This window comes from Cellvibrio sp. UBA7671 (assembly GCA_002483145.1).
GTDB classification, from domain to species: domain Bacteria; phylum Pseudomonadota; class Gammaproteobacteria; order Pseudomonadales; family Cellvibrionaceae; genus Cellvibrio; species Cellvibrio fibrivorans.
The window spans coordinates 484007-510420 of sequence record DLHJ01000019.1 but is presented as its reverse complement, the minus strand read 5'-3'; the positions used below and the strand labels follow the sequence as shown (position 1 = coordinate 510420).

General features: G+C 47.3%; 23 protein-coding genes. 13 read left to right on the top strand and 10 right to left on the bottom strand.

Going from position 1 to position 26414, the window contains the following annotated elements; translation table 11 throughout:
* Positions 1-91 precede the first annotated feature (91 nt).
* Complete coding sequence (locus B4E62_RS21230) at positions 92-892, top strand: PEP-CTERM/exosortase system-associated acyltransferase (RefSeq protein ID WP_310073533.1); 801 nt, start codon at positions 92-94, stop codon at positions 890-892.
* Here the strand turns inward: B4E62_RS21230 and B4E62_RS21225 are convergent.
* Positions 889-1812, bottom strand: a complete 924-nt coding sequence (locus tag B4E62_RS21225) for a LysR family transcriptional regulator (RefSeq protein ID WP_331353461.1) — start codon at positions 1810-1812, stop codon at positions 889-891. The genes B4E62_RS21230 and B4E62_RS21225 overlap by 4 nt on opposite strands.
* Positions 1813-1947: 135 nt before the next feature.
* Between B4E62_RS21225 and B4E62_RS21220 the strand changes: the two genes are divergently transcribed.
* From B4E62_RS21220 to B4E62_RS21200, 5 genes are all read left to right on the top strand, one after another.
* Positions 1948-2742 (top strand): 3-oxoacyl-ACP reductase family protein, encoded by a 795-nt coding sequence (locus B4E62_RS21220; RefSeq protein ID WP_331353460.1) that lies wholly within the window; start codon positions 1948-1950, stop codon positions 2740-2742.
* Positions 2743-3342: 600 nt separating this feature from the next.
* A complete protein-coding gene (locus B4E62_RS21215) occupies positions 3343-3702 on the top strand; it encodes a hypothetical protein (protein WP_310073528.1) in 360 nt (119 codons plus the stop codon).
* Positions 3703-3824: 122 nt separating this feature from the next.
* On the top strand, positions 3825-4460 hold the full coding sequence (locus B4E62_RS21210; RefSeq protein WP_331353459.1) for a hypothetical protein: 636 nt from the start codon (positions 3825-3827) through the stop codon (positions 4458-4460).
* Complete coding sequence (locus B4E62_RS21205) at positions 4453-4974, top strand: GTP-binding protein (protein WP_331353458.1); 522 nt, start codon at positions 4453-4455, stop codon at positions 4972-4974. The genes B4E62_RS21210 and B4E62_RS21205 overlap by 8 nt, the downstream gene beginning before the upstream one ends.
* Positions 4971-5378 carry a roadblock/LC7 domain-containing protein gene (locus B4E62_RS21200; RefSeq protein WP_331353457.1) on the top strand — a complete coding sequence of 136 codons (408 nt, stop codon included), beginning with the start codon at positions 4971-4973 and terminating at the stop codon, positions 5376-5378. Before B4E62_RS21205 ends, B4E62_RS21200 begins: the two co-directional genes overlap by 4 nt.
* Before the next feature lie 42 nt (positions 5379-5420).
* Here B4E62_RS21200 and ggt read toward each other — a convergent pair whose 3' ends face one another.
* Complete coding sequence (gene ggt / locus B4E62_RS21195) at positions 5421-7115, bottom strand: gamma-glutamyltransferase (protein WP_331353456.1); 1695 nt, start codon at positions 7113-7115, stop codon at positions 5421-5423.
* Positions 7116-7290: 175 nt separating this feature from the next.
* On the opposite strand from ggt, the gene B4E62_RS21190 reads away from it, so the two are divergent.
* Positions 7291-9363 (top strand): S46 family peptidase, encoded by a 2073-nt coding sequence (locus B4E62_RS21190; RefSeq protein ID WP_331353455.1) that lies wholly within the window; start codon positions 7291-7293, stop codon positions 9361-9363.
* A gap of 52 nt (positions 9364-9415) precedes the next feature.
* On the opposite strand, the gene B4E62_RS21185 is transcribed toward B4E62_RS21190, so the two are convergent.
* Together B4E62_RS21185 and B4E62_RS21180 are read right to left on the bottom strand one after the other, a co-directional pair.
* Positions 9416-11164, bottom strand: coding sequence for an alpha-amylase family glycosyl hydrolase (locus tag B4E62_RS21185; RefSeq protein WP_331353454.1), 1749 nt, complete (start codon positions 11162-11164; stop codon positions 9416-9418).
* A gap of 130 nt (positions 11165-11294) precedes the next feature.
* Complete coding sequence (locus B4E62_RS21180; RefSeq protein WP_331353453.1) at positions 11295-12587, bottom strand: hemolysin family protein; 1293 nt, start codon at positions 12585-12587, stop codon at positions 11295-11297.
* Between the two features lie 207 nt (positions 12588-12794).
* Here B4E62_RS21180 and B4E62_RS21175 point away from each other — a divergent pair, with 207 nt between their 5' ends.
* The 3 genes from B4E62_RS21175 to B4E62_RS21165 are packed head-to-tail and all read left to right on the top strand — an operon-like array spanning position 12795 to position 14609.
* Entirely contained in the window at positions 12795-13421 is a 627-nt protein-coding gene (locus B4E62_RS21175; RefSeq protein WP_331353452.1) for an energy transducer TonB, read from the top strand.
* Positions 13422-13475: 54 nt separating this feature from the next.
* Positions 13476-14192, top strand: coding sequence for a MotA/TolQ/ExbB proton channel family protein (locus B4E62_RS21170; protein WP_331353451.1), 717 nt, complete (start codon positions 13476-13478; stop codon positions 14190-14192).
* A gap of 3 nt (positions 14193-14195) precedes the next feature.
* Positions 14196-14609, top strand: coding sequence for a biopolymer transporter ExbD (locus B4E62_RS21165; protein ID WP_310073506.1), 414 nt, complete (start codon positions 14196-14198; stop codon positions 14607-14609).
* A gap of 12 nt (positions 14610-14621) precedes the next feature.
* Here the strand turns inward: B4E62_RS21165 and B4E62_RS21160 are convergent, their stop codons facing one another.
* The 3 genes from B4E62_RS21160 to B4E62_RS21150 form a co-directional block, all read right to left on the bottom strand.
* A complete protein-coding gene (locus B4E62_RS21160) occupies positions 14622-14765 on the bottom strand; it encodes a hypothetical protein (RefSeq protein WP_310073503.1) in 144 nt (47 codons plus the stop codon).
* 72 nt (positions 14766-14837) lie between these two features.
* Positions 14838-15161 (bottom strand): type 1 pili tip component, encoded by a 324-nt coding sequence (locus tag B4E62_RS21155; RefSeq protein ID WP_310073501.1) that lies wholly within the window; start codon positions 15159-15161, stop codon positions 14838-14840.
* Positions 15162-15358: 197 nt separating this feature from the next.
* Positions 15359-16918 carry a cellulose binding domain-containing protein gene (locus B4E62_RS21150; protein ID WP_331353450.1) on the bottom strand — a complete coding sequence of 520 codons (1560 nt, stop codon included), beginning with the start codon at positions 16916-16918 and terminating at the stop codon, positions 15359-15361.
* A gap of 447 nt (positions 16919-17365) precedes the next feature.
* On the opposite strand from B4E62_RS21150, the gene B4E62_RS21145 reads away from it, so the two are divergent.
* Together B4E62_RS21145 and B4E62_RS21140 are read left to right on the top strand one after the other, a co-directional pair.
* On the top strand, positions 17366-18934 hold the full coding sequence (locus B4E62_RS21145) for a hypothetical protein (RefSeq protein ID WP_310073497.1): 1569 nt from the start codon (positions 17366-17368) through the stop codon (positions 18932-18934).
* Between the two features lie 59 nt (positions 18935-18993).
* Positions 18994-21393 carry a hypothetical protein gene (locus tag B4E62_RS21140; protein ID WP_331353449.1) on the top strand — a complete coding sequence of 800 codons (2400 nt, stop codon included), beginning with the start codon at positions 18994-18996 and terminating at the stop codon, positions 21391-21393.
* A 77-nt stretch (positions 21394-21470) separates the two neighbouring features.
* On the opposite strand, the gene B4E62_RS21135 is transcribed toward B4E62_RS21140, so the two are convergent.
* On the bottom strand, positions 21471-22925 hold the full coding sequence (locus tag B4E62_RS21135; RefSeq protein ID WP_331353448.1) for a PLP-dependent aminotransferase family protein: 1455 nt from the start codon (positions 22923-22925) through the stop codon (positions 21471-21473).
* Positions 22926-23035: 110 nt separating this feature from the next.
* On the opposite strand from B4E62_RS21135, the gene B4E62_RS21130 reads away from it, so the two are divergent.
* Entirely contained in the window at positions 23036-23695 is a 660-nt protein-coding gene (locus B4E62_RS21130; protein ID WP_331353447.1) for a pyridoxamine 5'-phosphate oxidase family protein, read from the top strand.
* A 95-nt stretch (positions 23696-23790) separates the two neighbouring features.
* Here B4E62_RS21130 and rsgA read toward each other — a convergent pair whose 3' ends face one another.
* A complete protein-coding gene (rsgA, locus tag B4E62_RS21125; RefSeq protein WP_331353446.1) occupies positions 23791-24840 on the bottom strand; it encodes a ribosome small subunit-dependent GTPase A in 1050 nt (349 codons plus the stop codon).
* 400 nt (positions 24841-25240) lie between these two features.
* Positions 25241-26305: a calcium/sodium antiporter gene (locus B4E62_RS21120; RefSeq protein ID WP_331353445.1), complete on the bottom strand. Its 1065-nt coding sequence runs from the start codon at positions 26303-26305 to the stop codon at positions 25241-25243.
* Positions 26306-26414 lie beyond the last annotated feature (109 nt).

The following is a 26414-nucleotide window of genomic DNA, read 5'->3' as shown; positions in this document are numbered from 1 at the left end:
GATTACCCATAGAATTATTTAGTTAGGCAAGAGAGTAAATCAGGGAACTACAATAGCTTTTGATATGATTGGAAAAGGAAACATGGATTATATGAAATCACTCAAGCAGGCAACTACTGACCAGATTATTTGCACCGCACCACAAAAAAATGCCGCAACACTGGCAAGCGATGAAGCTGAAGCAATCGCCAAACACTTTTCCAATTATTTAAAACCGCAACTGGCCAAATCCGAAGCGCTAAAAAAGGAAGTGTATAAACTGCGCTATCAAGTTTATTGCGAAGAATTGCATTTTGAAGAAACTAACCATCACCATATCGAACAAGATGAATTTGATCAGCGCTCAATCCACTGTTTTATTCGCCACGCAAGTTCCGGTGCACTCGCTGGCACACTACGATTAATTGCCACACGCAATAGTGATGAACTCTTGCCTATGGAAAAATTCTGTCCGCAGGCAATTACCGATGAGCAATTGCGCCCGCGCCATTTTTTACCGCACCAGATTTGTGAAATATCACGCCTCGCTGTACCACTCGCGTTTAGAAAACGGCAAGTAGACCAATTTGCCGGTGGCGCCACTGGTGCCATCAACGAACAAACCTTTTCCACACAAGAACTTCGCTTTTTTCCCTATATCGCCGTCAGTTTATATTTATCCGCAATCGCACTCTGCCATAAAAACCGGATCCACCATGTGTTTGTAATGATGGAACCCAGATTGGCACGCAGCCTGAATTTTGTCGGCATCCACTTCACACCGATTGGCGCACCCGTGGAATACCACGGCAAACGCGCTGCTTATTATGTGGACGTACGCCAACTGCGCAAAAAACTGAGCACGGGTTATCGCAAATTATTGGCGATGATTGAAAAAGAATTATTTAGTTAAAATGCGGAAAACTTTTTAGCAAGATCTTCATGGCGAAAATGTTCCACAATAAAATCGACAAATACCCGGGTTTTAGCGGGCAATAATTTTGCACTGGAAAAATAAATCGCCAGCGGCCCCACATCGCCATACCATTTGGGCAACAGCCGGATAAGGCTGCCATCCTGTAAATAATTGCGCACATGCGGCATAGGTACCAAGGCAATCCCAACGTCCATCAACACTGCATTACAAATCGCTTCAGGGTCATTGAGGATCACCCGCGCCTTAGGTTCAACCATATCCTGCTCATTATTTTTGTTGCGCAATTGCCAGGGTTGAATCCGCCCGGTATTGGATGAACGCCGCACTATCGCATCCCAGGCCGATACATCAGCGAGAACTTTCGGCATTTTTTTATCGGCGAGAAACGCGGGGGATGCAACCAAAACCATATGTGGACGCGCCAGTTCACGCGCAACAACTCCCGGTGACAATTCGATCCCGCCGCCAATCGCCACATCAATTCCTTCATTGATCAAATCTACTTGCCGATTTTCAAACCGCCAATCCGGCTGGATATCTGGATACTTCGCCATAAAATCGGTCAATAGCGGCAAGATGTATTGCCGGCCAAAGGCAAACGCAAGGCTGACTTTCAAGGTGCCCGAAGGCTGCCCTCGATTGCGGCTGGCGTTGGCCAGCGCGGCCTGCACGGTATCCAGGCCGCCACTGACCTCCAGCAAAAATGCTTCGCCCGCCTCTGTCAGCGTCAACCGGCGCGTACTGCGCTGGAATAATCGCACACCCAATTTCCCTTCCAATGTCGCGACATTTTTACTGATGGCAGCGGGCGTGAGCCCAAGCAAACGCGCGGCAGCAGAAAAGCTGCTGGTCTCTGCACTGCGCACGAAGGATTCGATACTGGCCAGGGTTTCCATTCTGCCTCTCATTTAACTTTCAACTTTTGGTTGAATATGATTGCACCAATTACCCACTACTTGCAAAGCAATAAAAGCAGCACACTGGCTCCGTGATAAAGCATTAACACCAACCAACTTACCGGAGCAAACACCATGAGCACCCAAGCAAACAACCCAACCCAAACACAGACTACCCACCAATCCACCGACCAATCATTCGCGGGCAAAGTCGCATTGGTGACCGGCGGATCGCGCGGCATAGGTGCAGCCATCGCCAAACGCCTCGCCAGCCAGGGCGCGGCTGTTGCCATTACTTACGCCAATAACAGCAGCAGCGCAGACGAGGTTGTGAACACTATTCGCGTCGCGGGCGGCAACGCCATCGCAATCCAGGCCAACAGCGCCAAAACAGAAGAGATCAAACATGCAGTTGCTGAAACCGCCAAACAATTAGGCGGGTTGGATATTCTCGTCAACAACGCCGGTGTGGCCACCATGGCACCCATCAACGATTTCGCCGAAGCCGATTTTGATCACCTACTCGCGGTTAACGTGAAAGGGATATTTATTGCAGTACAAGAGGCATTGCGCCATATGAAATCCGGCGGGCGCATTATTAATATCGGCAGCATTAATGCCGAAATTGTGCCCTTCCCGGGTATGTCGGTGTACAGCCTGAGTAAAGGTGCGATTGCAACGTTTACCCGCGGCCTTGCACGGGATCTGGGTGCACGCGGAATTACTGCCAATAATATCCAACCCGGCCCGGTGGATACGGATATGAATCCGGCGACAGGCGATTTCGCCGATACCTTGCGCGGCATAATGGCTTTGCCGCGCTACGGCAAAGCGGAGGAAATTGCCGGATTGGTTGCGTATCTCGCCAGTGATGAGACCGCTTATGTGACGGGAGCAAGCTGGAATATCGACGGTGGATTTGGTTTGTAACAGAAGCATGAAAGAAAACAGATTAAACGATGCAAGACTCGGTGAGGACAGTAATATATTCACCGACAGTCTTGCACAGCAAAACCATGCGTGATTATTTTTACCATAATTGCCAAGGTATTAACATTTCTCATTCTATTTTGTAAAACCAAATAGACCTTAACAACGAGGCACCAACTCCTTAACACTTCACCTTTAGCCAAAATCCCAACCTCAAAACGTGAAAAATATCAATGTAAAAATAATAATAGAATAATAACAATCTATGAATATAAAGACTAAGCATATAGAAAATGCAAAAACTGGCACATCAATAATTATTAATGGCATCAAAAGCGGCCATTATATAAAAAACAATAACCAAACCGCATAAGCTTCAAAAACCCATCCCCACTTGATATAAAAAATCATTTTTTTGATCACTTTTCTCTTACACAGAAAAATATCTACCGCCTACTTTTTTGCTTACATTCTGTATCTGCCTATACTCGTTTTTACGATAAACGAACCATTAAATCACTCGCATATCAAGACCAGTAACAACACCAGTAACAACACCAGTAATACTCCAAACAATCACTTCAAGCAGCAGGAACCAAAATGTCAAACATTAAAGAAATTCTCGAAAAACTGTTAACCACTGATGGAGCTATGGCTGCTGCAGTGGTTGATTCAGGCAGCGGCTTAATGTTGGGAGGAGTCGGCACCGGCATTGATTTGGAGTTGGCTGCTGCGGGGAATACCGAAGTTGTGCGAGCCAAACTAAAAACAATGCGCAGCCTGAATTTAAAAGAAAATATTGATGACATACTGATTACGTTAGAAAACCAATACCACATCATCAAGCTATCTAGCGCGTCGCCAGGATTGTTTATTTATTATGTATTAGATAAATCAAGAGCGAATTTAGCATTAGCTCGACGGTCAGCCACAGACGCAATGCAGGGCTTAGCCATCTAATCCCTTGCAGTTATTTAAAAAACAACATTAAGTAGCCATGTAAAAACATTACTTAAGGCAGCTAAAAACTGTTTTTACATGGCGGTGATGTACTCTTGCACCAGTATGGATTCACCTTAAAAATGAAAAGCAAAATTAGACTTTATGGTTTTACCGATAATGATCGTAAAGTATTTATAAGTTTGCTTTCTATTTTGTCGTACAAGACGGAAAAAGAATGGATAATTAGTGATGAATGGGGAGTTGATGTTGTCATTATTGATATCAACTGCGACCCCCAACAACTGAAAATCGATAAACTCAGGACAACGGGTCATAAAGTTGTTGTATATGGTGATAGTGAAAAAGTAAAGGATTTCGATTTAGTCTTGCATCGTCCGTTGCGCGCAGCGGATATTTTACAAAGCCTTCGTTTGACGGATAACAAGGTAATATCGACAACTCAAAACACAAGCAGCACTCAAACACTTTATCAACTTAAACGTTGGCCACCCAAAACCATACTCGTCAATGTTACGCACTCCAGTCGTCTTTGTGCTGCCCTTCTTAAAACCCCCATCAGCAGTGAGAATTTGGCAAGAGCGGTTAACTTGCCAATAGAAGATGTAGAAACATTTATTAACAGCTGCCAAAGTTGTGCATGCATACAAATCACCTATACCACCGAAATAAGCGATGCCCAGCCACTCAAGAACAACAACATTGCGTTATTTGACCGTATAAGACAAAAGTTTAGTGTGAGGACTTCCCGTGGCTGAGTTAAAAATTGTTATTACCGGAACACCCGGTGTCGGTAAAACAACTGCGTTATCCACAGTGAGTGATCGACCTCCGGTGACCACAGAAGAGGCTACATCCGACGGGCTTGCCAAAATCAAAGACACCACAACAGTTGCTTTTGATTTTGGTGAGGTGTTATTAGATGACGGCACCCAATTGCGTATATACGGGACACCAGGACAAATCCGTTTTAGGCACATGTGGGACATCGTAGCTCAAGGCGCGCTGGGATTTATTATTCTTATCGATATAACGCGCGATGATCCACTTGAAGATCTGGCAATTTACATCGAAAATTTTGAGCAATCCATTCGTGCTACCAGTGCCGTCATCGGTGTCACACGCACTACCAACGCCGATCTGGAACCCTTTTACAATTATCTGGAACGAAAAAATTTACTTCTACCTATAATGTTCGTTGACCCTAGAGATAAAGATGACATGGTAGATTTGCTGATGGCCTTAATTGCAATGCTGGAGTACGCAGAATGATGATTGAAAAAAATGATTTTGTTATTGAAAAAAGTGAATTGAAAAATATTTTTTCCAAGATCTTCTCATCCTGCAATTCAATTTATGCAACCCTCATCTCAACTACTGATGGCCACCCCCTGGTAAAACAATCACGTGTAAATTTAAACGAATCCACCTTGGCAGCCATGACCAGCTCCTGCATTGCACTAGGCGATCGCATTGCGACTGAAGTGGAACAAAATGGCTGTGAACTTACACTCATCCAAAATACTGAAGGTTATCTAGCGATTAAAAGAGTCAGCCGAAAATGGGTAATCACTGTATTGGCAGACAAAAATGTTAATTTAGGATTATTGCTTACTGCGACAAAAAATTCAGCTAAATTGCTAGAGGAAGAGTTGCTAGCATCAATAAAAAATTAAGTACATTTCCCTACCGCTTCGCATTAAAATGAAAGCGAAAAACTATTGTGCGTTTTGCAAAATCACTCGCGGCTCTGCAACGGGCACCAATTTTCCATCGCGCAGTTGAATCGCCTGCGATGCGCCCATCGTCGGCCAAATTTTCAGGTCATGGCCTTTTTTCTGCAGTGCCTGCTGGATATCAATTGGCATAGCCGCTTCCACAAACAGTAGATTCGGATTCCACTGCTGATGAATACGTGGCTGTGCCATGGCCTTTTCTACCGGCATCGAATCATTAAGTGCGTACAATAATGTTTGCACCACTTGCGAAATAATCGTCGGGCCACCTGCTGCACCGAGCGCCATTACCGGCTCACCATTTTTAAATACCAGTGTCGGGCTCATGCTGGATAATGGCCGTTTGCGTGCGGCAATCGCGTTTGCATCGGAACCCACCAAACCAAATGCGTTAGCCGCACCAACCTGCGCCGAAAAATCATCCATCTGGTTATTTAACACCACCCCGGTTCCCGGAATAACAACTTTGCTACCAAAGCTGGTGTTGACCGTGGACGTGATCGCCACCCAATTGCCATCCATATCCGCAGCGGCGATGTGAGTGGTGTGTTTGTTCATTAAATGTCGGATATCCACATCGGGGTTGCCGTGCGCAATATCGGCCGTGGTTTTTTCCAGGCTGATTTTTTGGGCGATGGTTTGTGCGTAGCGTTTATCGGCGAGGCTCATTGGCACCCTGGTAAAATCACTGTCGCCCAACCAATGGGCGCGATCGGCAAATGCAAACTTCATCGCCTCGGCAATTAAATGGTAACGCTCAGCAGGCGCTAATTTATCCAAATCAAACTGCGCAAGAATATTTAAAATTTGCGCAACGTGAACACCACCAGAACTTGGCGGTGGAAAACCGTAAAGAGTATAACCTGCAAACTCGGAGACGATGGGTTTGCGCATTTTCACTTGATAGTTAGCAAAATCCTTATGGGTAATAAGCCCGCCGTTAGCAGCCATCCAGCGCCCGGTTTTTTTTGCAAAATCACCTCGATAAAAATAATCCGGCCCCTGTTTTGCTATTGCGCGATAAGTCGCCGCCAAATCTTTTTGTTGCAGCGATGAAAACTCTGGAAATGGTTTGCTATTTTTATCCAAATAAATCGCTGCACTGGCAGGAAATTTTGCCAAATTATCCTTAGTTGCTGCGATGCGCTCAGCCAATGCCGGCGAAATGGAAAAGCCTTTTTCCGCCAAATCCGCAGCGGGCAAAATAACATCGCGAAACTTTAAATTTCCACCCAGCTTTTGTAATTTATCCAATGCGGCAACTGAACCGGGAATACCTGCAGCTAGCGCACCTGTGCGACTCAATTCAGGATCAGCTTTGCCATCGACAACAAACATGTCGCGTGTTGCAGCAGCAGGCGCCATCTCGCGCCCGTCTATCGCCAAAATTCGGCCGTCAGCCATGCGAACCAAAATAAAACAACCACCGCCGATACCAGAATTGTGACCATCGACAACACCAAGGGCAAAAGCTGCTGCAATTGCAGCATCAAGCGCATTGCCGCCGCGCGTGATCACATCGATCGCAATTTGCGTAGCATAAGGATTAACCGTAGCAACGGCTGCCCTGCCGTCGGAACTCACGAGCGCGTAATTATTCGCGGCATCATCCGCCAAAACCTGACCAGTAAAGCCAATAATTAGTAGGCTAACCCATAATGCAAATACTATTTTCATATTACCAACCAAATTCCTATACGACGGGGGAAGGAAGTCTATTACCTGTTGAAAGATTCGGCTATAGGCATTGAATACCCGGTCATAGATATTACCGCTAACCATGGTCTACACTGCGATACACTATTTTCACTATTATGATCAAAGACTCAAATTAACAAACAGGAGTTTATTTATGCGATTACTTACAAGAGCATTGCTACTGGCCGGCAGTACACTGGCTGCTTTGCCGACTTTAGCCGCCGAAGGCATGTGGACTCTGGACAATCTGCCACATGATGATTTGGCAAAAACCTATGGTTTTAAACCCACATCAGCATGGCTGGATAAATCCATGCGCAGCGCGGTGCGTTTGGCGGGTGGCTGCTCCGGTTCGTTTGTATCGGCCCAAGGATTGGTACTCACTAATCATCACTGCGTAATTGGTTGCGTAGAGGATTTATCGAGTGAAAAACAAGATCTGGTTAATAACGGTTTTCTCGCCAAAAATCACAGCGAAGAAAAACAATGCCCGGGCATGGAAGTGAACCGCTTGGAAAAAACCGAGGATGTGACTGCGCGTATGCAAAAAGCACTCGCGGGTTTGTCCGGTAAAGCATTTAGCGATGCAAAAAAAGCCGAGCAATCACTGATTGAAAAAGAATGTGTGGGTGACACTGGCGAACAGCGCCGTTGCGATATTGTCGAACTTTATGGCGGTGGCCAATACCATGTTTATCAATACGCACGTTTTCAGGATGTGCGCCTGGTATTTTCACCGGAGTATGCAGCAGGATTTTTTGGTGGCGACCCGGATAATTTTAATTTTCCGCGTTACAACCTCGACATGAGTTTATTGCGTGTTTATGACCGCGCAGGAAAACCACTCGTCAATTCTGATTGGTTTTCTATCAACCCCAAAGGCGCCAAAGAAGGCGAACTGGTCATGACCCTCGGCCACCCCGGCTCCACGCAACGCCAACTGACCATGATTGAATTGGAAACCCAACGCGATCTGGTGTTGCCTTTTCGCTTGATGCTCGCATCAGAATATCGCGGACTGTTGTTGCAATACTCAACGCAGAGTGAAGAAAACGCACGCATTGCGCAAACTGAATTGACCATGGTGGAAAATGGTTTGAAAGCGCGCACAGGTATGTTCCAGGCGCTCTTATCACCCAGTGTTATGCAACAAAAACGCGAACAGGAAAATGCATTTCGCAATTGGGTTAATAGTGACCCCACGCGTGTAACTGCTTATGGCGACCCGTGGAAAACATTAAGCGATACCCAAATCGCATGGCGCAATCTGTATGTCGATTACGTCATGGTGGAAATTGGTTTTGGCGCTATGTCGCAACAGGTGACGTGGGCGCGCACATTGGTGCGCGGCACCGCCGAAAAAGCAAAACCCGATGCGCAACGCCTACGCGAATTTGCTGATGCCAGTTTACCCGCAGTACAAGCTGGTCTGTTTGCCGAGGTGCCTTTGTATACCGATTTTGAACGCGCCAAGTTGGCTTGGTCACTGAGCAAATTGCGCGAAAAACTCGGTGTTGATAACCCGGTAGTAAAAAGTATTTTGGGGAAACAATCGCCCGAAGCGCTAGCTAAGGAGATTGTCTCCAACAGCAAACTCGGCGATGCAGCAGTGCGCAAGCAACTCTGGGACGGCGGTGCTGAAGCAGTGAAACGCAGCGATGACCCCGCCATTAAACTCGCCAGATTAATTGATGAGCACGCGCGTAAATTCCGTATTGACTACGACCAAAACATCGAGCCAGTACAAAAAGCCGCTGCCAATCAATTAGCCAAAGCACGTTTTGCTTATCAAGGAACACAAGTCTACCCCGATGCCACTTTTTCGCTACGCTTGTCACACGGTGTAATTCGCGGCTGGGAAGAAAAAGGCAAAGCGATTACCCCCTTCACCGACATTGGTGGCCTGATTGATCGCGCTACCGATTATGATCCCTTTAAATTGGCTGACACTTGGGATGCCGCGCAGAAAAAGTTGAACAAAAAAACGCGTTTCAACCAGGTATCAACGAACGACATTATTGGCGGTAATTCCGGCAGCCCTTTAATCAACGCAAAAGGTGAATTGGTGGGATTAATTTTTGATGGCAATATCCAATCACTGGGTGGCGCTTACTTTTTTGATGAGTCTGTCAACCGGGCGGTATCCGTACATCCCGCCGCAATGAGCGAAGCACTTAAAAAAGTCTACAAAGCAGATCATCTTGTGAAAGAATTAAAACTCAAGTAATTATTTGATCAGCAAGGTCATGCACGATAAATTATGCATGACCTTGCAACCATTAAAAAATCATCACACCCGCCGCTGGCAAACTAACACGCTCACCCAATTGTATTTCTTTTCCTGTGAGCTGATCTTCGCGAATGCCCTGCAAATTTTTCGGTGTCACAAACTCGGCATTCAAAGTTGAACCCAAGTTAATCAATACCCACACACTTTTACCAGCCGAAATATTCTCCACCAACCATATGCCTTTATTATCCACCGGATAGTAACGAACCTCTTGCGGCAATTGCAGCGCGGGGTTTTCATTGCGCACCTTAATCAGGCGCTTGTAGTGATTAAACAAGGAGTGCGGATCTTGCGCCTGGGCAGCGACAGATTTGCCCGTATCTTTTAATGTTTGCCAATAATTAGCCCACCACCCCTGATGATTTTGCATCCAGGGGAACCATTTTGCTTGGTCTAGCCAAAAGGTGCCGGTCGAATTAAATCCTGCGCTGTCTTCATCACTCCACTGCATAATCGCGCGACGATATTGGTCGTCGCCAGTTTTGTATTGCGACAAACCAATTTCTTCGCCGTAATAAAGATAGAGAGTCCCCGGTGTAGTCATTAATAAACTCGCGGCAATTTTCGCTTTGGCAAGATCGTTTTCCAGCGTGTACATAATGCGAGTTTGATCATGATTGGTTAAAAAAGGTGAGAAATACTGGATTGGCGCTGCTGCTTTGCGCGCAACTAAATTCGCCCATAGACCATCGCGGCTTTGTTGCAGGTTTTTCGCGCTCATGGTGCCAAAGTCGGCGGTTTGTTTTACCTCTGGATTTAGCAGATCAATCACCACGGTGCCAAAATCAAAATCAAAGGATGAATCCAATCCTTTGCCTTGATTCCGATATTTTCCGATTGTACTCAAATCGGCCCAAGCCTCTGCCACTAACATAGCATCCGGTTTTACCGATTTCACGTGCTGCGTAAAAATAGTCCAATAATCGATAGTACCCTGGGTATCAGCCTGCAACGGGTAACCGCCCTCTTCCACCGCATAACGCACTGCATCCAAACGGAAACCATCAACACCTTTGGCAAGCCAAAAACTGGCGAGTTTATTTAATTCATCAATAACGACTTGCTTAGTGAGATTTAAATCCGGTTGACTGCTACCAAATGCACCGTAATAAAATGCTTTGCGCGTTTCATTCCAATGCCATACTGCGGCAGGATTGGATTCAGCTGACCAGGGTTGCCCCCAACCACTCGCGGGGCGCTCGTCGCGCCAGATAAAATAATCCGCATAACCCGCCTCTTTATTAGCTGATTTAATAAACCACTCGTGTTTATCAGAGATGTGGTTGAGTACTAAATCCAAAATCACTTTGATATTGCGCTTGTGCGCTTGCGCGATAAAGTTTTCAAAATCCGCCATGGTGCCGTAATCGGCCTCCACGTTATAAAAGTCCTGAAAATCGTAACCGTGGTAAGAAGGTGCTTCAAATACTGGTGTAAGCCAAATACCTTTCACCCCCAAGTCTTGCAAATAGTCGAGTTTGGCAGTCATCCCCTTAAAATCACCGCTGCCATCACCGTCGGAATCCTGAAACGAACGCGGCCAGATTTCATAAAAAATAGTGCTGTGCCACCATTGCGTCGGCTCTTCATTAATGGCTAGTGATAAATAATCTGTAGAAGTATTTGCTGTGGAACTCGCAGAAGAATTCGAACCAGTGGTCGATGCGGGCGCAGTTCCGGAATCACTGCAACCAACAACAAACAGCAGAGTAAATAACAGGGTAAACAGGGATTTCATGGGCGGGCTCCATGGCTATTCGCGTAATTATAAGAATGGGCTTTACTAGTAAAGCCCATTGCCTAGAGTTATGCCAAGCGGAACCCGATAGGGACAGGTATGAATACGTATGCGGAGCAGCGTCAATCAGTTAGCCGGTTAGCTCCTCATCATCTAATTTGTAAGCGAGCACTTTATCAATGCGGCGGCCGTCCATATCAACGATTTCCAATAGCCAATCCCGCACCACAACCTTATCGCCGGTGGCAGGCATACGCCCCATCAGTAACATAATTAAACCATTGAGAGTTTCGTAATCACCCTCTCCAGGCAATTCATCAATCTGCAAGCAATCTTTCAAATCGATAATTGCGAGCATGCCATCCAATAACAGTGAGCCGTCATCGCGGCGAATGATGTAAGCGTCTTCGCCCTCACCCATAATAAATTCACCGGTGAGTGCTTCCAATAAATCTTGCAGCGTCACTATGCCTTTGAGATCGCCATATTCGTCAACCACAAACACCATTTGGCTATGCGATGAACGGAAAAATTCCAACAGCTCCATTCCGGTTAATGATTCCGGAACAACATGGCAAGGCTGCGCCATGGATTCAAGATCAACAGTGCTGCCACGGATGGCTTCGGCCAATAATTCTTTGGCATTAATCACGCCGATTAAATTATCACTTTGTTTAGTGCAAACGGGAAAGCGCGAGTGCGGTGATTTCATAACGCGCTGGTAATTTTCTTCAAGCGGTAAGGCGGTATCCAAATACACAATATCCGAACGCGGCACCATTAATGAAACAATGCTGCGTGCTTCCAGGCGCAATACGTTTTTTACCATCGCATGTTCTTGTTGCTCTAGCACGCCTGAGCTGGAGCCTTCGTCAAGGATTGCATGGATATCTTCCTGGGTAACTTGTGCGTTTTGGGTTTGATGGAAACCAAATAAGCGCATCAACGCAAGTGTTGAGCCCGACAAAAAATAGACAAAAGGCTTGGTCAGTATCGCCAGTAATTGCATGGGCCTTGCCACATAACAAGCGATGCGCTCGGCGTTGAGTTGGCCTATACGTTTGGGTACTAACTCGCCCGCAACAATAGACAAATAAGTCACTACGAAAACTACTAAAACTGTAGCGAAATTATCGCTAAAGTTAACAGGCACGCCAAAGGTTTGTAACCACAACGCAAATGGCTCCGCAAAAATCGACTCACCAAAAATACCGTTTAACAGAGTGATGGAGGTAATACCGATTTGCACGGTTGATAAAAACTGGGTGGGATCTTCGGCCAATTTCAGTGCGACTTCCGCCGAGCTATTTCCCTTGGCGGCAAGTGCCATCAAACGGGATTTTTTTGCGGTGACAATAGCAATTTCCGACATCGCAAACAGACCGTTGAGGATAATCAGGCCAAGCAATACAAAGATTTCCATGGAGTCCTACTGATGGAGCGCAAAAGCGCGGGAGGCCGAGTATAACATCGGCACCCAATAACTATGCCAGCCCACACACTATTGGTATAACCGATCTGCCCTTTTCCTGATGACACGCATGATTAGATTGCCTTAATCAATGAGAAATATTATCATTAGCGCCATCTTATTATTCACAATCACGATCACCTCCCACAGCAGTCGCCGATGCAATCCAAACATGCTTCATTAATTTCCTTTTTGCTCGTTATAGGCGCTCATGTCGGGGTTTTGGCGGCGGTAATGTTATCGCCTTCCGCGCCAAAACCCATTGAAATCGTGATGCCCACTATCCAGGGCGTATTGGTGATGGCAGAACCGGAAGAGGCACCGCCACCACCACCGGAACCACCACCTCCGCCGCCGGAAAAAAAGCCCGAACCAAAACCAGTACCCAAACCACCGCCCAAAGCCCCACCATCGGAACGCGCGGTAAAAGCACCTGAACCAGAACCACCACAGCCGGTAGAAAAACCAGTGGAGCCGAAACCGGCAGAACCTGCTCCGGCACCGGTATTGCCACCGCGCGCTGACGCTGGCCAATTAAGCAATCCGGCACCGGTTTACCCGAGTTTATCGCGTCGCTTGCGCGAGGAAGGCATAGTTGTTTTAGAGATATTGATCAAAGCGGACGGCACAGTCGGCGAGATCAAAATAAAAACCTCCAGCGGTTTCAAACGTTTGGATGATACGGCGGTAAAAGCAGTGAAGCACTGGCGCTATCAACCAGCGACCCAAGGCGATAAGAAAATCGATTTTTGGTATGAACAGCCGGTTGAGTTCAATTTGAATTAATTTTTGTACTTTTTATTTTTTTACACTTTCCATTATTGAGTAGGCGAGGTTTTTATGGATTCACCTTACGGCATTGCTTCCATCTGGCAGCAGGGCGATGCGTTGATCAAAGGCGTCGCAATTATTTTGTTGGTTATGTCCATCGCCAGCTGGTGGGTGATTGTTGTGCGCGCCTGGGGTTTATGGCGGTTGCGCCGCCCGTCACAGGGCTTGAATGATTTCTGGCACGCACAAAGTTTTGCTGAAGGCTTGCGCACACTCGGGGAAGATCGCTCTACCCCCTTCCGCCATTTGGCCGAAGAGGGCCAGGCAGCGCTCGATCACCACAGCAATCACAAGGACGACTTGCACGGCCACCTGCCACTCGCTGAATGGCTCACAGCCTGTTTGCGTGGCTCTATCGATGAAAGTGCCGAGCGTTTACAACGAGGTTTGGCGGTTCTTGCATCAGTGGGATCAACAGCACCTTTCGTCGGCCTGTTTGGCACTGTGTGGGGAATTTATCACGCGCTTGTAGGTATCGGTATTTCCGGCCAAGCCAGTATCGATAAAGTCGCAGGCCCAGTGGGTGAAGCATTGATTATGACGGCGTTTGGGTTAGCTGTCGCCATCCCAGCCGTGCTGGGTTACAACGCCCTCTCACGCGCCAACAAAGGCGTACTCAATAAACTCAACCGTTTTGCACATCAATTGCATGCGTATTTTATTACCGGCAGCCCAATGCAAAATAAAGGCATTATCACCAAACTCACTCCACGCAAAGAGGTGTAAGCCATGGCCTTCGGCGGTGGACTCGACGACGATACAGAAGTGATGAATGAAATCAACATGACGCCTTTGGTGGATGTGATGTTGGTATTGTTGATTATTTTTATTATCACTGTGCCAGTATTAACCCACTCGGTAAAAGTGGATTTGCCGCGCGCAGATAACACACCCAATGAATTAAAACCGGAGACGGTTAATCTTGCAGTCAATGCCGATGGCAATATTTACTGGAATGAAACACAAGTCACTATGGAAGAACTGGATGCGCGCTTGGCCACAGAAGCCGGCAAACAACCACAACCGGAAGTGCATATCCGCGGCGACAGGACAGTTGATTACGAACATGTCATCAAGACCATGGCCGCAGTGCAGCGCGCAGGAATTTTAAAACTAGGATTTGTAACTGAACCCGGCAACTAGCCGGGTTCTTTTTTAATGTGCAACTGGTTTTGGTTGCGCCTCCAATCGCCAGGGCTTGCCGTCGCAAGTGGCGTAGCTCGAACAGCCGGGTTGGCAGCCGCGGCAGGGTAAGCGTGCAGGCGATTCACTTTCTGTAGGTACAGGTTTGTTTGACATCATGGCTCCGTAAAAATAGACGATCAATCTGTATACGAAGCAGGAAGCGATTTGGGTGTGCGCCAGGCAACGTTATTGTCTATGTTGCGCAAGATATTTTTTAGTTAGCGCCATAAAACGCGGTGTTGGCCCTATATCTTCATAGATCGCATCATCCATCTCATCCCTCGCCACAACGGTTGGCCCTTGTACATAAGGAAAGCTCGCTTCCAATTGCCCGAGCGCTGCCGACAATAATTCACTGATTAATTGTTCTTTGGTGCGTTTGGGATACATCTCTGCCAATGCATCAATTTTCGCTGCATCTTCCACCAGTAGGTGAACAGCATAGGTATCTTTTGTTAATACACCATGGGCATGGGATTCCCATTGGGCGACAAGCTCTTTTAACATCATAACAGCAGCCTCTTACAGGTCGATGAAAAGGGAGAAATTACTTATCTCCTAATGCAAGTGTAGACCAGAGTTTACTGACAGACAGATGAAAAACAATGTGCGCCGCTGCACACATTGTTTTTTTATTTAATCACTTATCGCTAACATGATTTTTCAACATGATGTCAAAACCCATCAATAATTGACTTCATTACTCATCAATTACAGCTGGTTTTAATATCGTTTAATGCACTGCGACTCATTCCAGAACGCGCGGTTAATTCTGCAGGACACGCCACCTCTTTGTATTTAAGTGCAGGATTATCAGCAGCCTGGAACCAATCCGCATACCAGGTGCAAGCGCGCTGCAATTCCGTCAAACCGCGCGAACCAAACACGCTGTTACAGCGATTGGTTAAACAAGATTTGTACTGCGCGAGGCTCGCGTTATAACCCAGTTCTTGTTTACACGCGGCCAGCAATCCACCGTACTGCGCACCTAATTCAGAATTGGAAACGCCCCATTGCGCTGAACACGCATTAAACGCTCCTACTCCGCCACCTGGCACCAAAATATCGAATTGGCCGCCACCCACGTCGTAGCCAATATTAGTCGCCTGTACGATCATGGTTTTACCGGCCAAAGCGGCCGAGCCAGGATCGCCCGGCGAATTGTGCGAACTGCCGGTAAATTGCAATTGGTAGCAGCGACCACAGACATCGCCACTGGAAGTCGCGGCAAAACCGTAAGCCAAAGTATCGCTCACCGCAAACGGTGCCATACCCCAGCACATATGCGCATTGCCACCATCGCAACTGCTAGGCAAGGTCAAATCACTCAGGCGAGTATTATTTGCCGCACAACTTTGCAGCGGTGCAACCAGTGTCGGAACATTGCCTGACCATCCACAATGCGGTTTGCAGCAATCCCAATAACGCGTTGCATAACCATCACAACCGCCGACAATAGGTGGAATACTGCTGGCCGAACTACTGGTGATTGCAGTGGAAGAAGAACCGCGGAAAGATGAACGCGACGAGCTGGAACGACTGGTCATACTCGACGATGAAACCACTGAAGAACGCGCACTGGATGTAGCACCCACTACGCCGTAAGGTGCTGGTTGTGCGGAGCAGGTTGCTGTTGCTACACAACTCTTTCCATTTTCATAACCCCAACCCTTGGCGGTAGTGGCGCACAAAGGTGTGAGACTGCCATACCAGTTACACATTTGCCCTGCGGCAGACGCAAGGCTCGAACTGCGCAGTGATGATGCAATGCTCACACTGGCCGACGAACGCAAACTTGCACTGATGCTGGATGAACGCGCACTGGAAACCGAACTGGATCTTGCACTCGAGCTCGCCGGTGTAATGCTGGAAGCAACAGCGCCAGTGCAGACAGCACCCGCGATTATCGGCACCTGCGCTTTGCTGCCACCATTCGTACCCTGTACCCCGAATTCAACATTGGAACCCACCGCAATATTAGTATTCCAGTTTAATGGTGAAGCGCTATAAGGATTGGCGCCAGTCACCGTTGCGTTCCAGCTACTGGTAATGCGCGAGCCATCGCTATAATTCCAATTCAACGCCCAACTGGAAATGGGTACTGTGCCGTCATTAGTAATGCGAATTGTCGCGGTAAATCCACTACCCCATTCATTTGCGATTTTGTATTCACATTTGGCTGCATGTGCAATAGCCCCATATAAACTCACCAATGCCACATAACCACTCATCAATAAAAGTCGAATCCACGCCGAATGTAATTTCATACATCATTCCTCCACGAGAAATTAATTGTTCAGACGACAGAAAACAACAGCAAAGCCAAGCGGCAATGCACAACGCATTTTCTGTCATGATACGAATCAATCCCCTGTCATTTTTGCTGCCAAAAAATTAACAAGTGATATCAAAGGGTTGATGCAATTGGAGAGAGTTTTTAACGCGCGATCTAATTATATGAAGAGCATTATTTTTAATATGTCCAAGCCTACAACAAAATAACCGGCGACAGTAAATTCAACATCAGATTTGTGATCCACGCGTATAGCGACAACACGCGCTCACAAGTGCGCTGTGTGAATATTTCACAAATCGCAAGGCTCTTTCCTCACAACGAATATTTATCCGCAAGAGTAACCTGAAATTCTCGGGAACTCCGGGACATAACGATATAGCTCGTTATGCTTTCGCGATTCAATCAAAAGGAGATTTTTATGTTGAACTTCGAACTCAAATTTGCGGGCAACCAGTTCGCAGAACTCATTTTCAAACTTCCCTGCAAGCAAAATATCCTTATGGTTGCCGATGGCAGCCTGAGTTTCGGTACCGCAGGTTTCGGCCTTTCTGAATTTGTAACGATCATCAAAAGCGGCGGACATAACGTAGCTACCGCACATCGCACCGGTGGCGGTGTTGCATCCACCATTGCGGGCAATTTTAATTTTGCGACCGCTGCTACACCGGTTAACCGCACTAATTACGACCAGCTGTGGCTCTTTGGTTTTAGTTCGTCTGCACTCAGTGCAGCTGAGCAAACCACCATTGCACAATTTATGCAGGCAGGCGGCGGTGTATTTGCAACAGGTGACCACGCAAGTATCGGATCGGGCATGGGCACAACGCTTCCCCGCGTACGGCAAATGCGCAATTGGGCAAGCGTACCGATGACCAGCCCTGACCGGCACGATACAGTGCTTGAGCCAGGCAGCGATGGCATCAAACAATTCGAAGATCAATCCGATGCAATTCCCCAGCGTATTTATCCGGTATTTTTTTCCAATGGCGGCCCTGATAACCAAGCGTCCAGTTGGAATGTACATCCGGTATTGCGCCATGAATCAGGGGCAGTGGATTACTTGCCAGACCATCCGCACGAAAGTGAATGCCTGGCGCCCGTACCGGCCGCAGGAAATTTTGCCGGCGTCGAAGAATGGCCTATGGCAGCTGGTGTACGCATCGCGCCGCAAGTGGTCGCCGTCTCTATTTCTGCGGGGCGTTTTGTAACCAACACTGGCAAGCCACCAGTTAAACCTCACAGCTTTGGCGCCATTTCAGCATACGATGGCGACGCTGCCAATGTAGGCAGAATTGTGTGTGATGCAACCTGGCACCATTTTGTGAATGTGAATTTAAATGGTTCTGGTTCCGGCGGCCGGAGCGGTTTATATATTGCAGGAAATCCGACACCGGAATATTTAAAAATCCAACGCTACTATTTAAATACTGCGCGCTGGCTTGCGCCGAAAAATCGGCGCTCCTGCTGGCCATTTTTACAAGCAGCTTTGACACGGTTTGATTTTGAAATCGCTGAGTTGCGCTTGCCCTTTCCACATCCCTGTCCTTGGGATCCGCTGTTAAAAATTGGCGTAGTAGCAGAGGAAGTTATGACCCGGCATTGGGGTTTGGGCGCCATGGCAGAGATAGTCGATGATTTAGTCGCCAGCAGCGATGCAAACCCAGCGCTAGCACAATTGGTCAAAGCGCAACAGGAGCTGGCACTCACAGGCGACAACACCAAAGAAGCTGAACCGTCACTGTTACCCCTGCAAAATATTCGCCGCGTTATTTTAGGCTCTATTATCAATCAGCTAGCGCACAAATTGCCTGAAGATGAAACAAAACTGGCTTCTATGTTTAAGCGGGCACAACCAAAATTGATTGATACGGTCATTACAGAAGCGATTGATAACGCCGAGCAAGCGATTGGAGATTATTTGCAACGCGCGCTGAAACAAACAACGGCTATCACAAAAGCTATTCAAGGAAAAAGAGTAACAAGATAATTTGGCAAATTGCACAACGAATTTTTTATAGGTATCGATGCACTTTAAGGAGAGACGTTATGAAATCGTTAAAAGAAATAACCGGCAGGTTGCTCGCATTGCTTTCATCACCCACGGTGTCAACCCTGGTGATTTCATCAGTGGTACTACCATCATTGGTTGTGTCACTACTGCTCTTGTCATCGCTGCTGGCAACACCGGCATTTGCGACTCCACCCGACCGTCCTATTGCCGCTATGCCTGAGTCGATCGAAAAAATTACCTCGCTCAAGGCCACCCAGGGTAGCTTCACTGTACCCATTCGCGTGACTGTGAATGATGTACGCATCAATGAAGTGGTCATTAACATAAGCGATGCAACTACTCTTCCTGCAAAAAAAATGGGTGAAGCAACGCGTACGAAAATTGCCAATGATAAACAGCGCGTTAAGGACACGGTTGTCAAGGCAATAGTGCCAGCATTTAGCCAAGCGGGAATTTACAAAATAGAGCTGGAAATTGGTGACACTAAAGGTGTGATCTATGACCGGGTTATTTTTTATCAGGAAGTGTCTGAGAAAAAACAAGCCAGGCTATTCACCCAGAAACAATGGCGGGAAATACGGCAGAAAAAACGCTCTGAAGATTTTACTAAAATGAAATCAGTGCGCGCATTTTCCGGCAACTTGACCAACGTGGATGACACTACACTAGCGCGCATAGTCACCGATAAAAATCGCGCGGTATTATTGGCCAGGGCTGATAAAGAGCTGGGGCAAGATGCGAAGCATGTTATTGATTCGAGCAAAACCGCCTGGCGCGAACGCGATCCGGTGACAGTCAATGGGAGAATTGTATTTACCGATTTTGATGGCTCCGTAAAGCCATTGGTCAACGCAGGTATTTATCTGTACGACGACGACACCTTTGGCGATGAATTCCTCGAATCTGTCGCCACGAATGGCAATGGTGACTACAGCATCAGCGTCAATAATGATGATGGCTGGCTGCAAAACGGCCGCGACCTTTACATCAAATTAAAACTACGCAATACCCGCTGGCGTGTGCACGATGGTGGCGATTATGAATGGGCATCCGGCGTGCGCGACGATTTAAATGAAGGTGCAGTAGTCAATTTCGGAACCCTGACACCCAGTGATGATATGGAAGCGGCGCAAATATTCTCGTTTATGGATCGCGCCTGGCAACATATAACCAGTGTCGGTGGGCGCGATCCGGGTTTTGTTGAAATTGATTATCCAAGCTCAGGTGATTTTTATAATGGCCAGATAAACTTATCAGCCTCCACTAACCGCGCTCCTGATATCGCCATTCACGAATATGGCCATTTTTTAATGGACGCCGCCTATCCCGGTGGGGACCCCAGCCCTGGTGGCGCGCACAACTTTGGCGATGCAGTGCAGGATGAACGGCTCTCATGGAGTGAAGGTTGGGCAAGTGCATTTATGTTAAGCCTGTGCAATGACGGCCAATACAATTGGGACGAAGGCACAACTGAAGGCGCGGGGGAGTGGCCCAGTTGCACCAATCAAAATGATGCTGGCGGCCAGGCATTGGAATTGTATTCCGGTGCAAATCGCCTGGGGGAAAAACAGGAGGCCAGGGTTGCAGCAGCACTACTGGATTTGATGGATTCCAACAACGATAACAATGGTGGCAGTGAAGACCGTGGACGCAATAGTTTGAGTGATGACAACACACCTAACCGTGTGTCATTGGAAACTATTTACAATCAAACCATGTGGGATTCCGGTCACAATAACATGTTGCAGTATTGGACGTCCCTTTCTGGAGAACTCAGCGGTGCAACCTGGACAGATGCCAATGAAATACTGCGCTACAATTGGATGTCTATCTCAGCTCCAATCGATATTAGCTGTGTTGCATCCAAGGTGGCGGCGGCAGAGTTTAAAGATTATCCCGCAGTCATCACCGATTTGCGCAATTTCCGAGATCAGGCGCTAAAGCCCTTGGCGAAAGGACGTCAACTTATGCAAATTTATTATCGTCACAGTCCCGAGCTAGCTACGCTCTTGATTGGCGATAAAAATGGACGCTCGCATGCGGCGCAGGTAGTCCGACATTTTTCCAGTTTAGGCGCAGCAGCGAAAAATCATGCTCAACTTGAAAAAATTGCTACAAACAATGAGCCTTTGATTAGCCCTACCATTGACAAATCGATAAGCTATTTATTCCAGTTAATCGAGACAAAAGGCAGCCGCGAATTGCAAAGCGATTTAAAAGTAGTGCGAGCTGAATATCGCACTATTGCAAAAATGAATTTTGCAGACGCCTTAGTCTATGCAGAGTCATTACCGCAAGCGGAAACACAAAAGGAATTGCCCCCCATCAACCAACAGGATTTAGCACCCGCAAGCCGTAAAGTTGATTGGGAACTCATCAAACGCAATCTATCACCACAATCAGGAATAAACACTACTGAAAAAGCAGCTTATTAGCTATTGTTAAGTGCCTGCACAATAAAAACGAGCACAACTGTTGTGCTCGTTTTTTTAACTAGCCATGAAGCTCACTCTCATACATATTCACTAATCACATTCGCCAACACCGAAATATATTTGTCCATTTCCGCTTCAGGCACTTGCGCATAACCCAACATTAAACCATTACACAAAACACTACCCGTTGCCAACTTGCTCAGCGGTTGGGTATACACATCCTGAGCTAATGCAGCCCTACTGATGCTCACATCATTGAGTGCTTCGGGCAGTGCTATTGTTAAATGAATACCGGATGACCCGCCGTAAATTATCGCAATGTGGCCGAGATGTTTATTAATCGCTGCTACCAGTGCATCGCGTCGCGCTGCATACAAACGGCGCATTTTTTTCAAGTGATTGGAAAAATGGCCCGCGCGCAGAAATTCCGCAAGCGCAAGTTGATCGGCACTGCGCCCGCGCAAATGCCCTAGCTTCAATATACCGGCAAAAGGTTCCACCAATCCTTTTGGTACCACCATATAACCAATACGCAATGCGGGAAATAATGTTTTGCTAAAGGTGCCGAGGTAGATTACCGGTGCGTCAGCAACCAAACCTTGCATTGCTGGCAACGGTGGGCCATCGCGGCGGAATTCGCTGTCGTAATCATCTTCAATAATCAACGCGTCGTATTGTTTTGCTGACTCGATTAATTCAAGTCGGCGCACAACACTCATCACACTGCCGAGCGGAAACTGGTGCGATGGTGTTGTATAAATGAATTTCGGCGTAAATTTTTCCCACTCTTTTTTTGTCGGTGCGATCCCTTCTGCATCCACCGCAATACCGCGCACATCCAGCTCTGCAGCTTTCAATGATTGAAAAGCACCGCCGTAACCGGGGTTCTCAATCCAGACAATATCTCCCGCACTTGCCAGTGCATGCGCACAAATACCTAAACTCTGTTGCGTGCCATCAGTAATAAAAATTTGTTCTGCACTACAGACCAGGCCGCGAGTACTGGTGAGATGCTCTGCTATGGCTACACGCAAAATTGGTTCACCCACTGCGTTTGCATAATCGAGTTGTTGAAAATTAAGTTCCCGCCAAACACGTTCCAAACAACGGCGCCAGATAGCAATTGGAAAATGCGCTAACGCAGGCACACCCGACATAAATGCGGTAAATGCGCCGTGAGGATCAGTAGGCCATGGCGTTAACTGCGCACGCGCAGAAAGCTGCCGTGGCTTGGCGATATTCGCAGCCACTGGAGTACTGACTAAGGTTGAAAGATTGGATGCAACCAGAGTGCCGCGCCCGGCTGATAACAGCAGCCCCTCGGTGATCAACTGTTCGTAGGCATAGAGTACGGTATTGCGCGAAATCTTGAGCTCAGTGGCTAAAGTTCGACTGCCCGGTAATTGCATACCCGCTTTAAGTTGACCGCGCAAAATAGTATCGCGTAAGCAGTGGTATAAACGCCGCTGTTGTGACTGCTTAATTCCAGATTGTCTGGCATTGAACTGATCAAAGAGAAATTGGTAGTCCATGTGGCCCCAAAAATTTTCATAAAAGTGGATCTTATTATAGAGCCAGCAGCAGGATAATCTAAACGCTTAACCCGTTGCTGATAACAAAACCACTATTAAAAAGGAACAGAATGAACCAGCAGTCACCCAGCTCCCCATCTCCACGCACACGTATTCGTCGCCTCGCTGAAAAGGCTAGCTATGAACAGCAAACGCTCTATGCGGTAATCGATGAAGCTTATCTGTGCAACGTCGCGTTCAACGACGGCACCAGCACACACTGCATTCCCACTGCGTGCTGGCGTATTGGCGATGCGCTTTATGTGCACGGCTCCAATGGCGGCCGCCTCACCAAAATACTTACCGCAGGAACCCAGGTATCCGTTGCGATTACTCATCTTGATGGACTGGTGCTGGCGCGCTCCGCTTTCAATCACAGCATGCACTATCGCTCCGCGGTGATTTACGGGACATTTGAATTAGTAGAAGACAAGCAAGCCAAAATCGCCGCCATGGATGCCTTGATGGATAAGATCGCTGCCGGCCGCAAACACGAGGCGCGCCCAGGGAATGCGAAAGAACTCGCTGCTACCAGTGTCATGCGAATTTCGCTTGACGAAGCTGCCTGCAAAATCAGCAATAGCGCGCCCAGCGATGATGAGGAAGATATGCAATTGCCCGTGTGGGCGGGTGTTTTGCCTCTAGCAGTAAAACATGGCGAACCCATCCACGCCGATAACGGATCGATCCCTACACCGGCTTATGTGACAGGCTGGGTAAAAACTGCCTGATAAATTTTTATCTGGAGGTAAAAGTAGTTATTGATGAGGAGAGCGACATAAAAAATTATGTCGCTCTCCAAATTTCATCTACCACTTAATAAAAATCAATAATCACCTCGCTTTTCGCGCACTCGCACTTGAGCGGCTTTATGCAGCACTTTCCATTTTGCTCGCTCATCAATACGCTCAAGCGCTGTCTGTTGGCTGCGACGAACTTCGCGCAATAATTTTTGATAATTATGCAAGCGATCAGCATCAACAAACTCGCGCACAGCACAGCCGGGTTCATCTCGATGTTCGCAATTACGAAAGCGACAATTCATTGCCAGGGTTGCAATGTCATCAAACGCAAGCTCCAAAGATTCTTCATCGACATCCGGACTCCAGCTGCGCAGACCGGGCGTGTCAATAATACAAGCACCCGTTGTGCATTGGTGCAGCGATCGAGAAGTCGTCGTGTGCCGCCCTTTGCTATCATCTTTGCGCACATCACCCGTTGCTTGTGCACTGGATGTCAGCCTATTAGTCAAGGTGGATTTCCCTGCTCCAGACGAGCCCAGCAACACCAGCGTTTGCCCTTTTCGCAACCATGGAGCCAAAACCATTATCGTACTTTCATGCAATGCATTCACTGCAACAATTGGTATGTGAGCTGGCAAACGCTGCTCTATTTGCTCCAATTTTTCTGCAAGATTTTCTGCAATATCCTGTTTGGTTAGTACGATAACCGGTATTACCTGCGCTGCTTGCACGATCGCGAGGTAGCGCTCCATGCGGCGTAAATTAAAATCCTTATCCAAACCCATAACTAATAATGCAGTATCGACATTCGTCACCAATACCTGGCGTTTACCTTCCTGCGTGCGCCGTGAAATTTGCGTTACTGGCTCCATGCACTGGCTAATCCAATATTCATTATTAGGGCGTGATTCCACAATTACCCAATCGCCCACTGCAAGACCGAATCCTAACGCCGGTAGTGCGCGCACGCGATATTCAGATTGACCGCTGTGCGCCAACATCCACTCGCCATGAATTTCAACAATACGCGCGGAAAACACATCAGCGGTAGCCGTTTCTAATTGTAATAATTGTTGCGCGATATAAGGTGTAAGACCAATAGAGCCAAGAGATTCAAAATCGATTTCGATCATGATGGAAAACTTCCAATTTCGTTAAGCTCGCAGGCACGAGCAAATACATCGCAATTGTTTGTGACAACAACACCGCGACAATAAAAAACGAAGTGAAAGTCGGCGCGCGATTACGCGGCCATTAGGAAACCCGAAAAACGAGAATACAGGCGGGTAATCAAGCAGCCGACAGGAGAGCAATATCAAAGACGGTCATATTTGAGGCTCCTGTACAGATAGAGAAAATAGGTGAAGGGAAAGTGATACTAGTCTGTCACTGGAGTTTTCATGAGTCAACGGACAGTTACAACTCTTTACAAGGATAGAAACAGATAAAAAAATTGACCGACACAGAGAAGTTGTTAGCCCTATTGTTAATAACCATCTATAGGGCTAACAACTATTCCACTATTACGCGCGACTACGCGCGACGCTTACGCAGCTCCAACACCAATGTCACCAATACATACGCAAGGACAACTGGGATCAATCCGTAGAGGATAGCGGTTTGCAACTGCGCCAAATATCCCAGTGACAACGCCATGGCAATCAACACCCATACATAAGCAACATAGAGTAACAGGAACATAAACCCTTCAATGCGATTGAGTACAGAGCCGATAAAAAATATCGGTAAGCAGAGTGCAGCAACACCTAGCATTACCGGAATATCAAAACCGGCCAATTGCTCTCCGGCTATCAGCGGGATTGGCGATACTAAGCCCGACAAGCCTAACACGCACAGAATATTGAAAATATTGCTACCTACTACGTTACCTACCGCGATATCACGTTGACCGCGCAGGGTAGCAACTATCGAAGTCACCACCTCAGGCAGCGAAGTTCCAGCTGCCACAATTGTCAACCCAATCACTGCTTCATTCACACCCCATGCAGTGGCAAGTTCGATTGCACTTTGCACCAACCAACGCGCGCCCATCACTAATAAAATTAATCCACCGACAACGAGCAGTATGTTCTGCCACATAGGCGCATTGGTCTTTAACATCTCTTCCACTTCGCCATCGGAAACATCCACACCTTTTTGTTTGCCTTGATAAAACAAAAACCAGGTGTAGCTCACCAGACCAATAGCGAGTATCGCGGCTTCTATTCTATTAATATTACCGTCGAGTGTCATAAGCACTGCCACTATGGATACGCCAACCATAATCGGCACGTCCTGGCGAATTAATTGGTGGGAAATAATGAGTGGAGAGATAAGCGCCGCAAGGCCGAGAATGAACAAGACATTGAAAATATTACTGCCCACCACATTGGCGATGGCCAATTCTGCCTGACCGGAATAAGCCGCTTTAACACTGACTGCAAGCTCCGGCGCACTGGTACCAAACGCCACTACCGTGAGGCCAATGACCAACGCGGGCACACCAAAATTGGAGGCAAGCCGTGCAGCCCCCTTGATCAACAAATCTGCACCCACCACCAACAAAACCAAACCAACAATCAACATTACCCAAGTCATGGCTAGCTCCAATAAAAAATAGTGAACGCACATTACCACAAAATTTTTCTGTTAAAACCCGGGCAATAAAAAACCCGGAGCCAACTTGCGTCAGCTCCGGGTTTTAGTG

What these genes read in the sequence shown, in the direction of transcription:
- B4E62_RS21175 (WP_331353452.1), top strand. Translation starts at nt 12,795, where the DNA reads ATGCAATCCAAACATGCTTCATTAATTTCCTTTTTGCTCGTTATAGGC.
- B4E62_RS21150 (WP_331353450.1), bottom strand. Translation starts at nt 16,918, where the DNA reads ATGAAATTACATTCGGCGTGGATTCGACTTTTATTGATGAGTGGTTAT.
- B4E62_RS21215 (WP_310073528.1), top strand. Translation starts at nt 3,343, where the DNA reads ATGTCAAACATTAAAGAAATTCTCGAAAAACTGTTAACCACTGATGGA.
- B4E62_RS21145 (WP_310073497.1), top strand. Translation starts at nt 17,366, where the DNA reads ATGTTGAACTTCGAACTCAAATTTGCGGGCAACCAGTTCGCAGAACTC.
- B4E62_RS21200 (WP_331353457.1), top strand. Translation starts at nt 4,971, where the DNA reads ATGATGATTGAAAAAAATGATTTTGTTATTGAAAAAAGTGAATTGAAA.
- B4E62_RS21130 (WP_331353447.1), top strand. Translation starts at nt 23,036, where the DNA reads ATGAACCAGCAGTCACCCAGCTCCCCATCTCCACGCACACGTATTCGT.
- B4E62_RS21185 (WP_331353454.1), bottom strand. Translation starts at nt 11,164, where the DNA reads ATGAAATCCCTGTTTACCCTGTTATTTACTCTGCTGTTTGTTGTTGGT.
- B4E62_RS21135 (WP_331353448.1), bottom strand. Translation starts at nt 22,925, where the DNA reads ATGGACTACCAATTTCTCTTTGATCAGTTCAATGCCAGACAATCTGGA.
- B4E62_RS21170 (WP_331353451.1), top strand. Translation starts at nt 13,476, where the DNA reads ATGGATTCACCTTACGGCATTGCTTCCATCTGGCAGCAGGGCGATGCG.
- B4E62_RS21230 (WP_310073533.1), top strand. Translation starts at nt 92, where the DNA reads ATGAAATCACTCAAGCAGGCAACTACTGACCAGATTATTTGCACCGCA.
- ggt (WP_331353456.1), bottom strand. Translation starts at nt 7,115, where the DNA reads ATGAAAATAGTATTTGCATTATGGGTTAGCCTACTAATTATTGGCTTT.
- B4E62_RS21160 (WP_310073503.1), bottom strand. Translation starts at nt 14,765, where the DNA reads ATGTCAAACAAACCTGTACCTACAGAAAGTGAATCGCCTGCACGCTTA.
- B4E62_RS21180 (WP_331353453.1), bottom strand. Translation starts at nt 12,587, where the DNA reads ATGGAAATCTTTGTATTGCTTGGCCTGATTATCCTCAACGGTCTGTTT.
- B4E62_RS21165 (WP_310073506.1), top strand. Translation starts at nt 14,196, where the DNA reads ATGGCCTTCGGCGGTGGACTCGACGACGATACAGAAGTGATGAATGAA.
- B4E62_RS21220 (WP_331353460.1), top strand. Translation starts at nt 1,948, where the DNA reads ATGAGCACCCAAGCAAACAACCCAACCCAAACACAGACTACCCACCAA.
- rsgA (WP_331353446.1), bottom strand. Translation starts at nt 24,840, where the DNA reads ATGATCGAAATCGATTTTGAATCTCTTGGCTCTATTGGTCTTACACCT.
- B4E62_RS21140 (WP_331353449.1), top strand. Translation starts at nt 18,994, where the DNA reads ATGAAATCGTTAAAAGAAATAACCGGCAGGTTGCTCGCATTGCTTTCA.
- B4E62_RS21210 (WP_331353459.1), top strand. Translation starts at nt 3,825, where the DNA reads ATGAAAAGCAAAATTAGACTTTATGGTTTTACCGATAATGATCGTAAA.
- B4E62_RS21120 (WP_331353445.1), bottom strand. Translation starts at nt 26,305, where the DNA reads ATGACTTGGGTAATGTTGATTGTTGGTTTGGTTTTGTTGGTGGTGGGT.
- B4E62_RS21155 (WP_310073501.1), bottom strand. Translation starts at nt 15,161, where the DNA reads ATGATGTTAAAAGAGCTTGTCGCCCAATGGGAATCCCATGCCCATGGT.
- B4E62_RS21225 (WP_331353461.1), bottom strand. Translation starts at nt 1,812, where the DNA reads ATGGAAACCCTGGCCAGTATCGAATCCTTCGTGCGCAGTGCAGAGACC.
- B4E62_RS21190 (WP_331353455.1), top strand. Translation starts at nt 7,291, where the DNA reads ATGCGATTACTTACAAGAGCATTGCTACTGGCCGGCAGTACACTGGCT.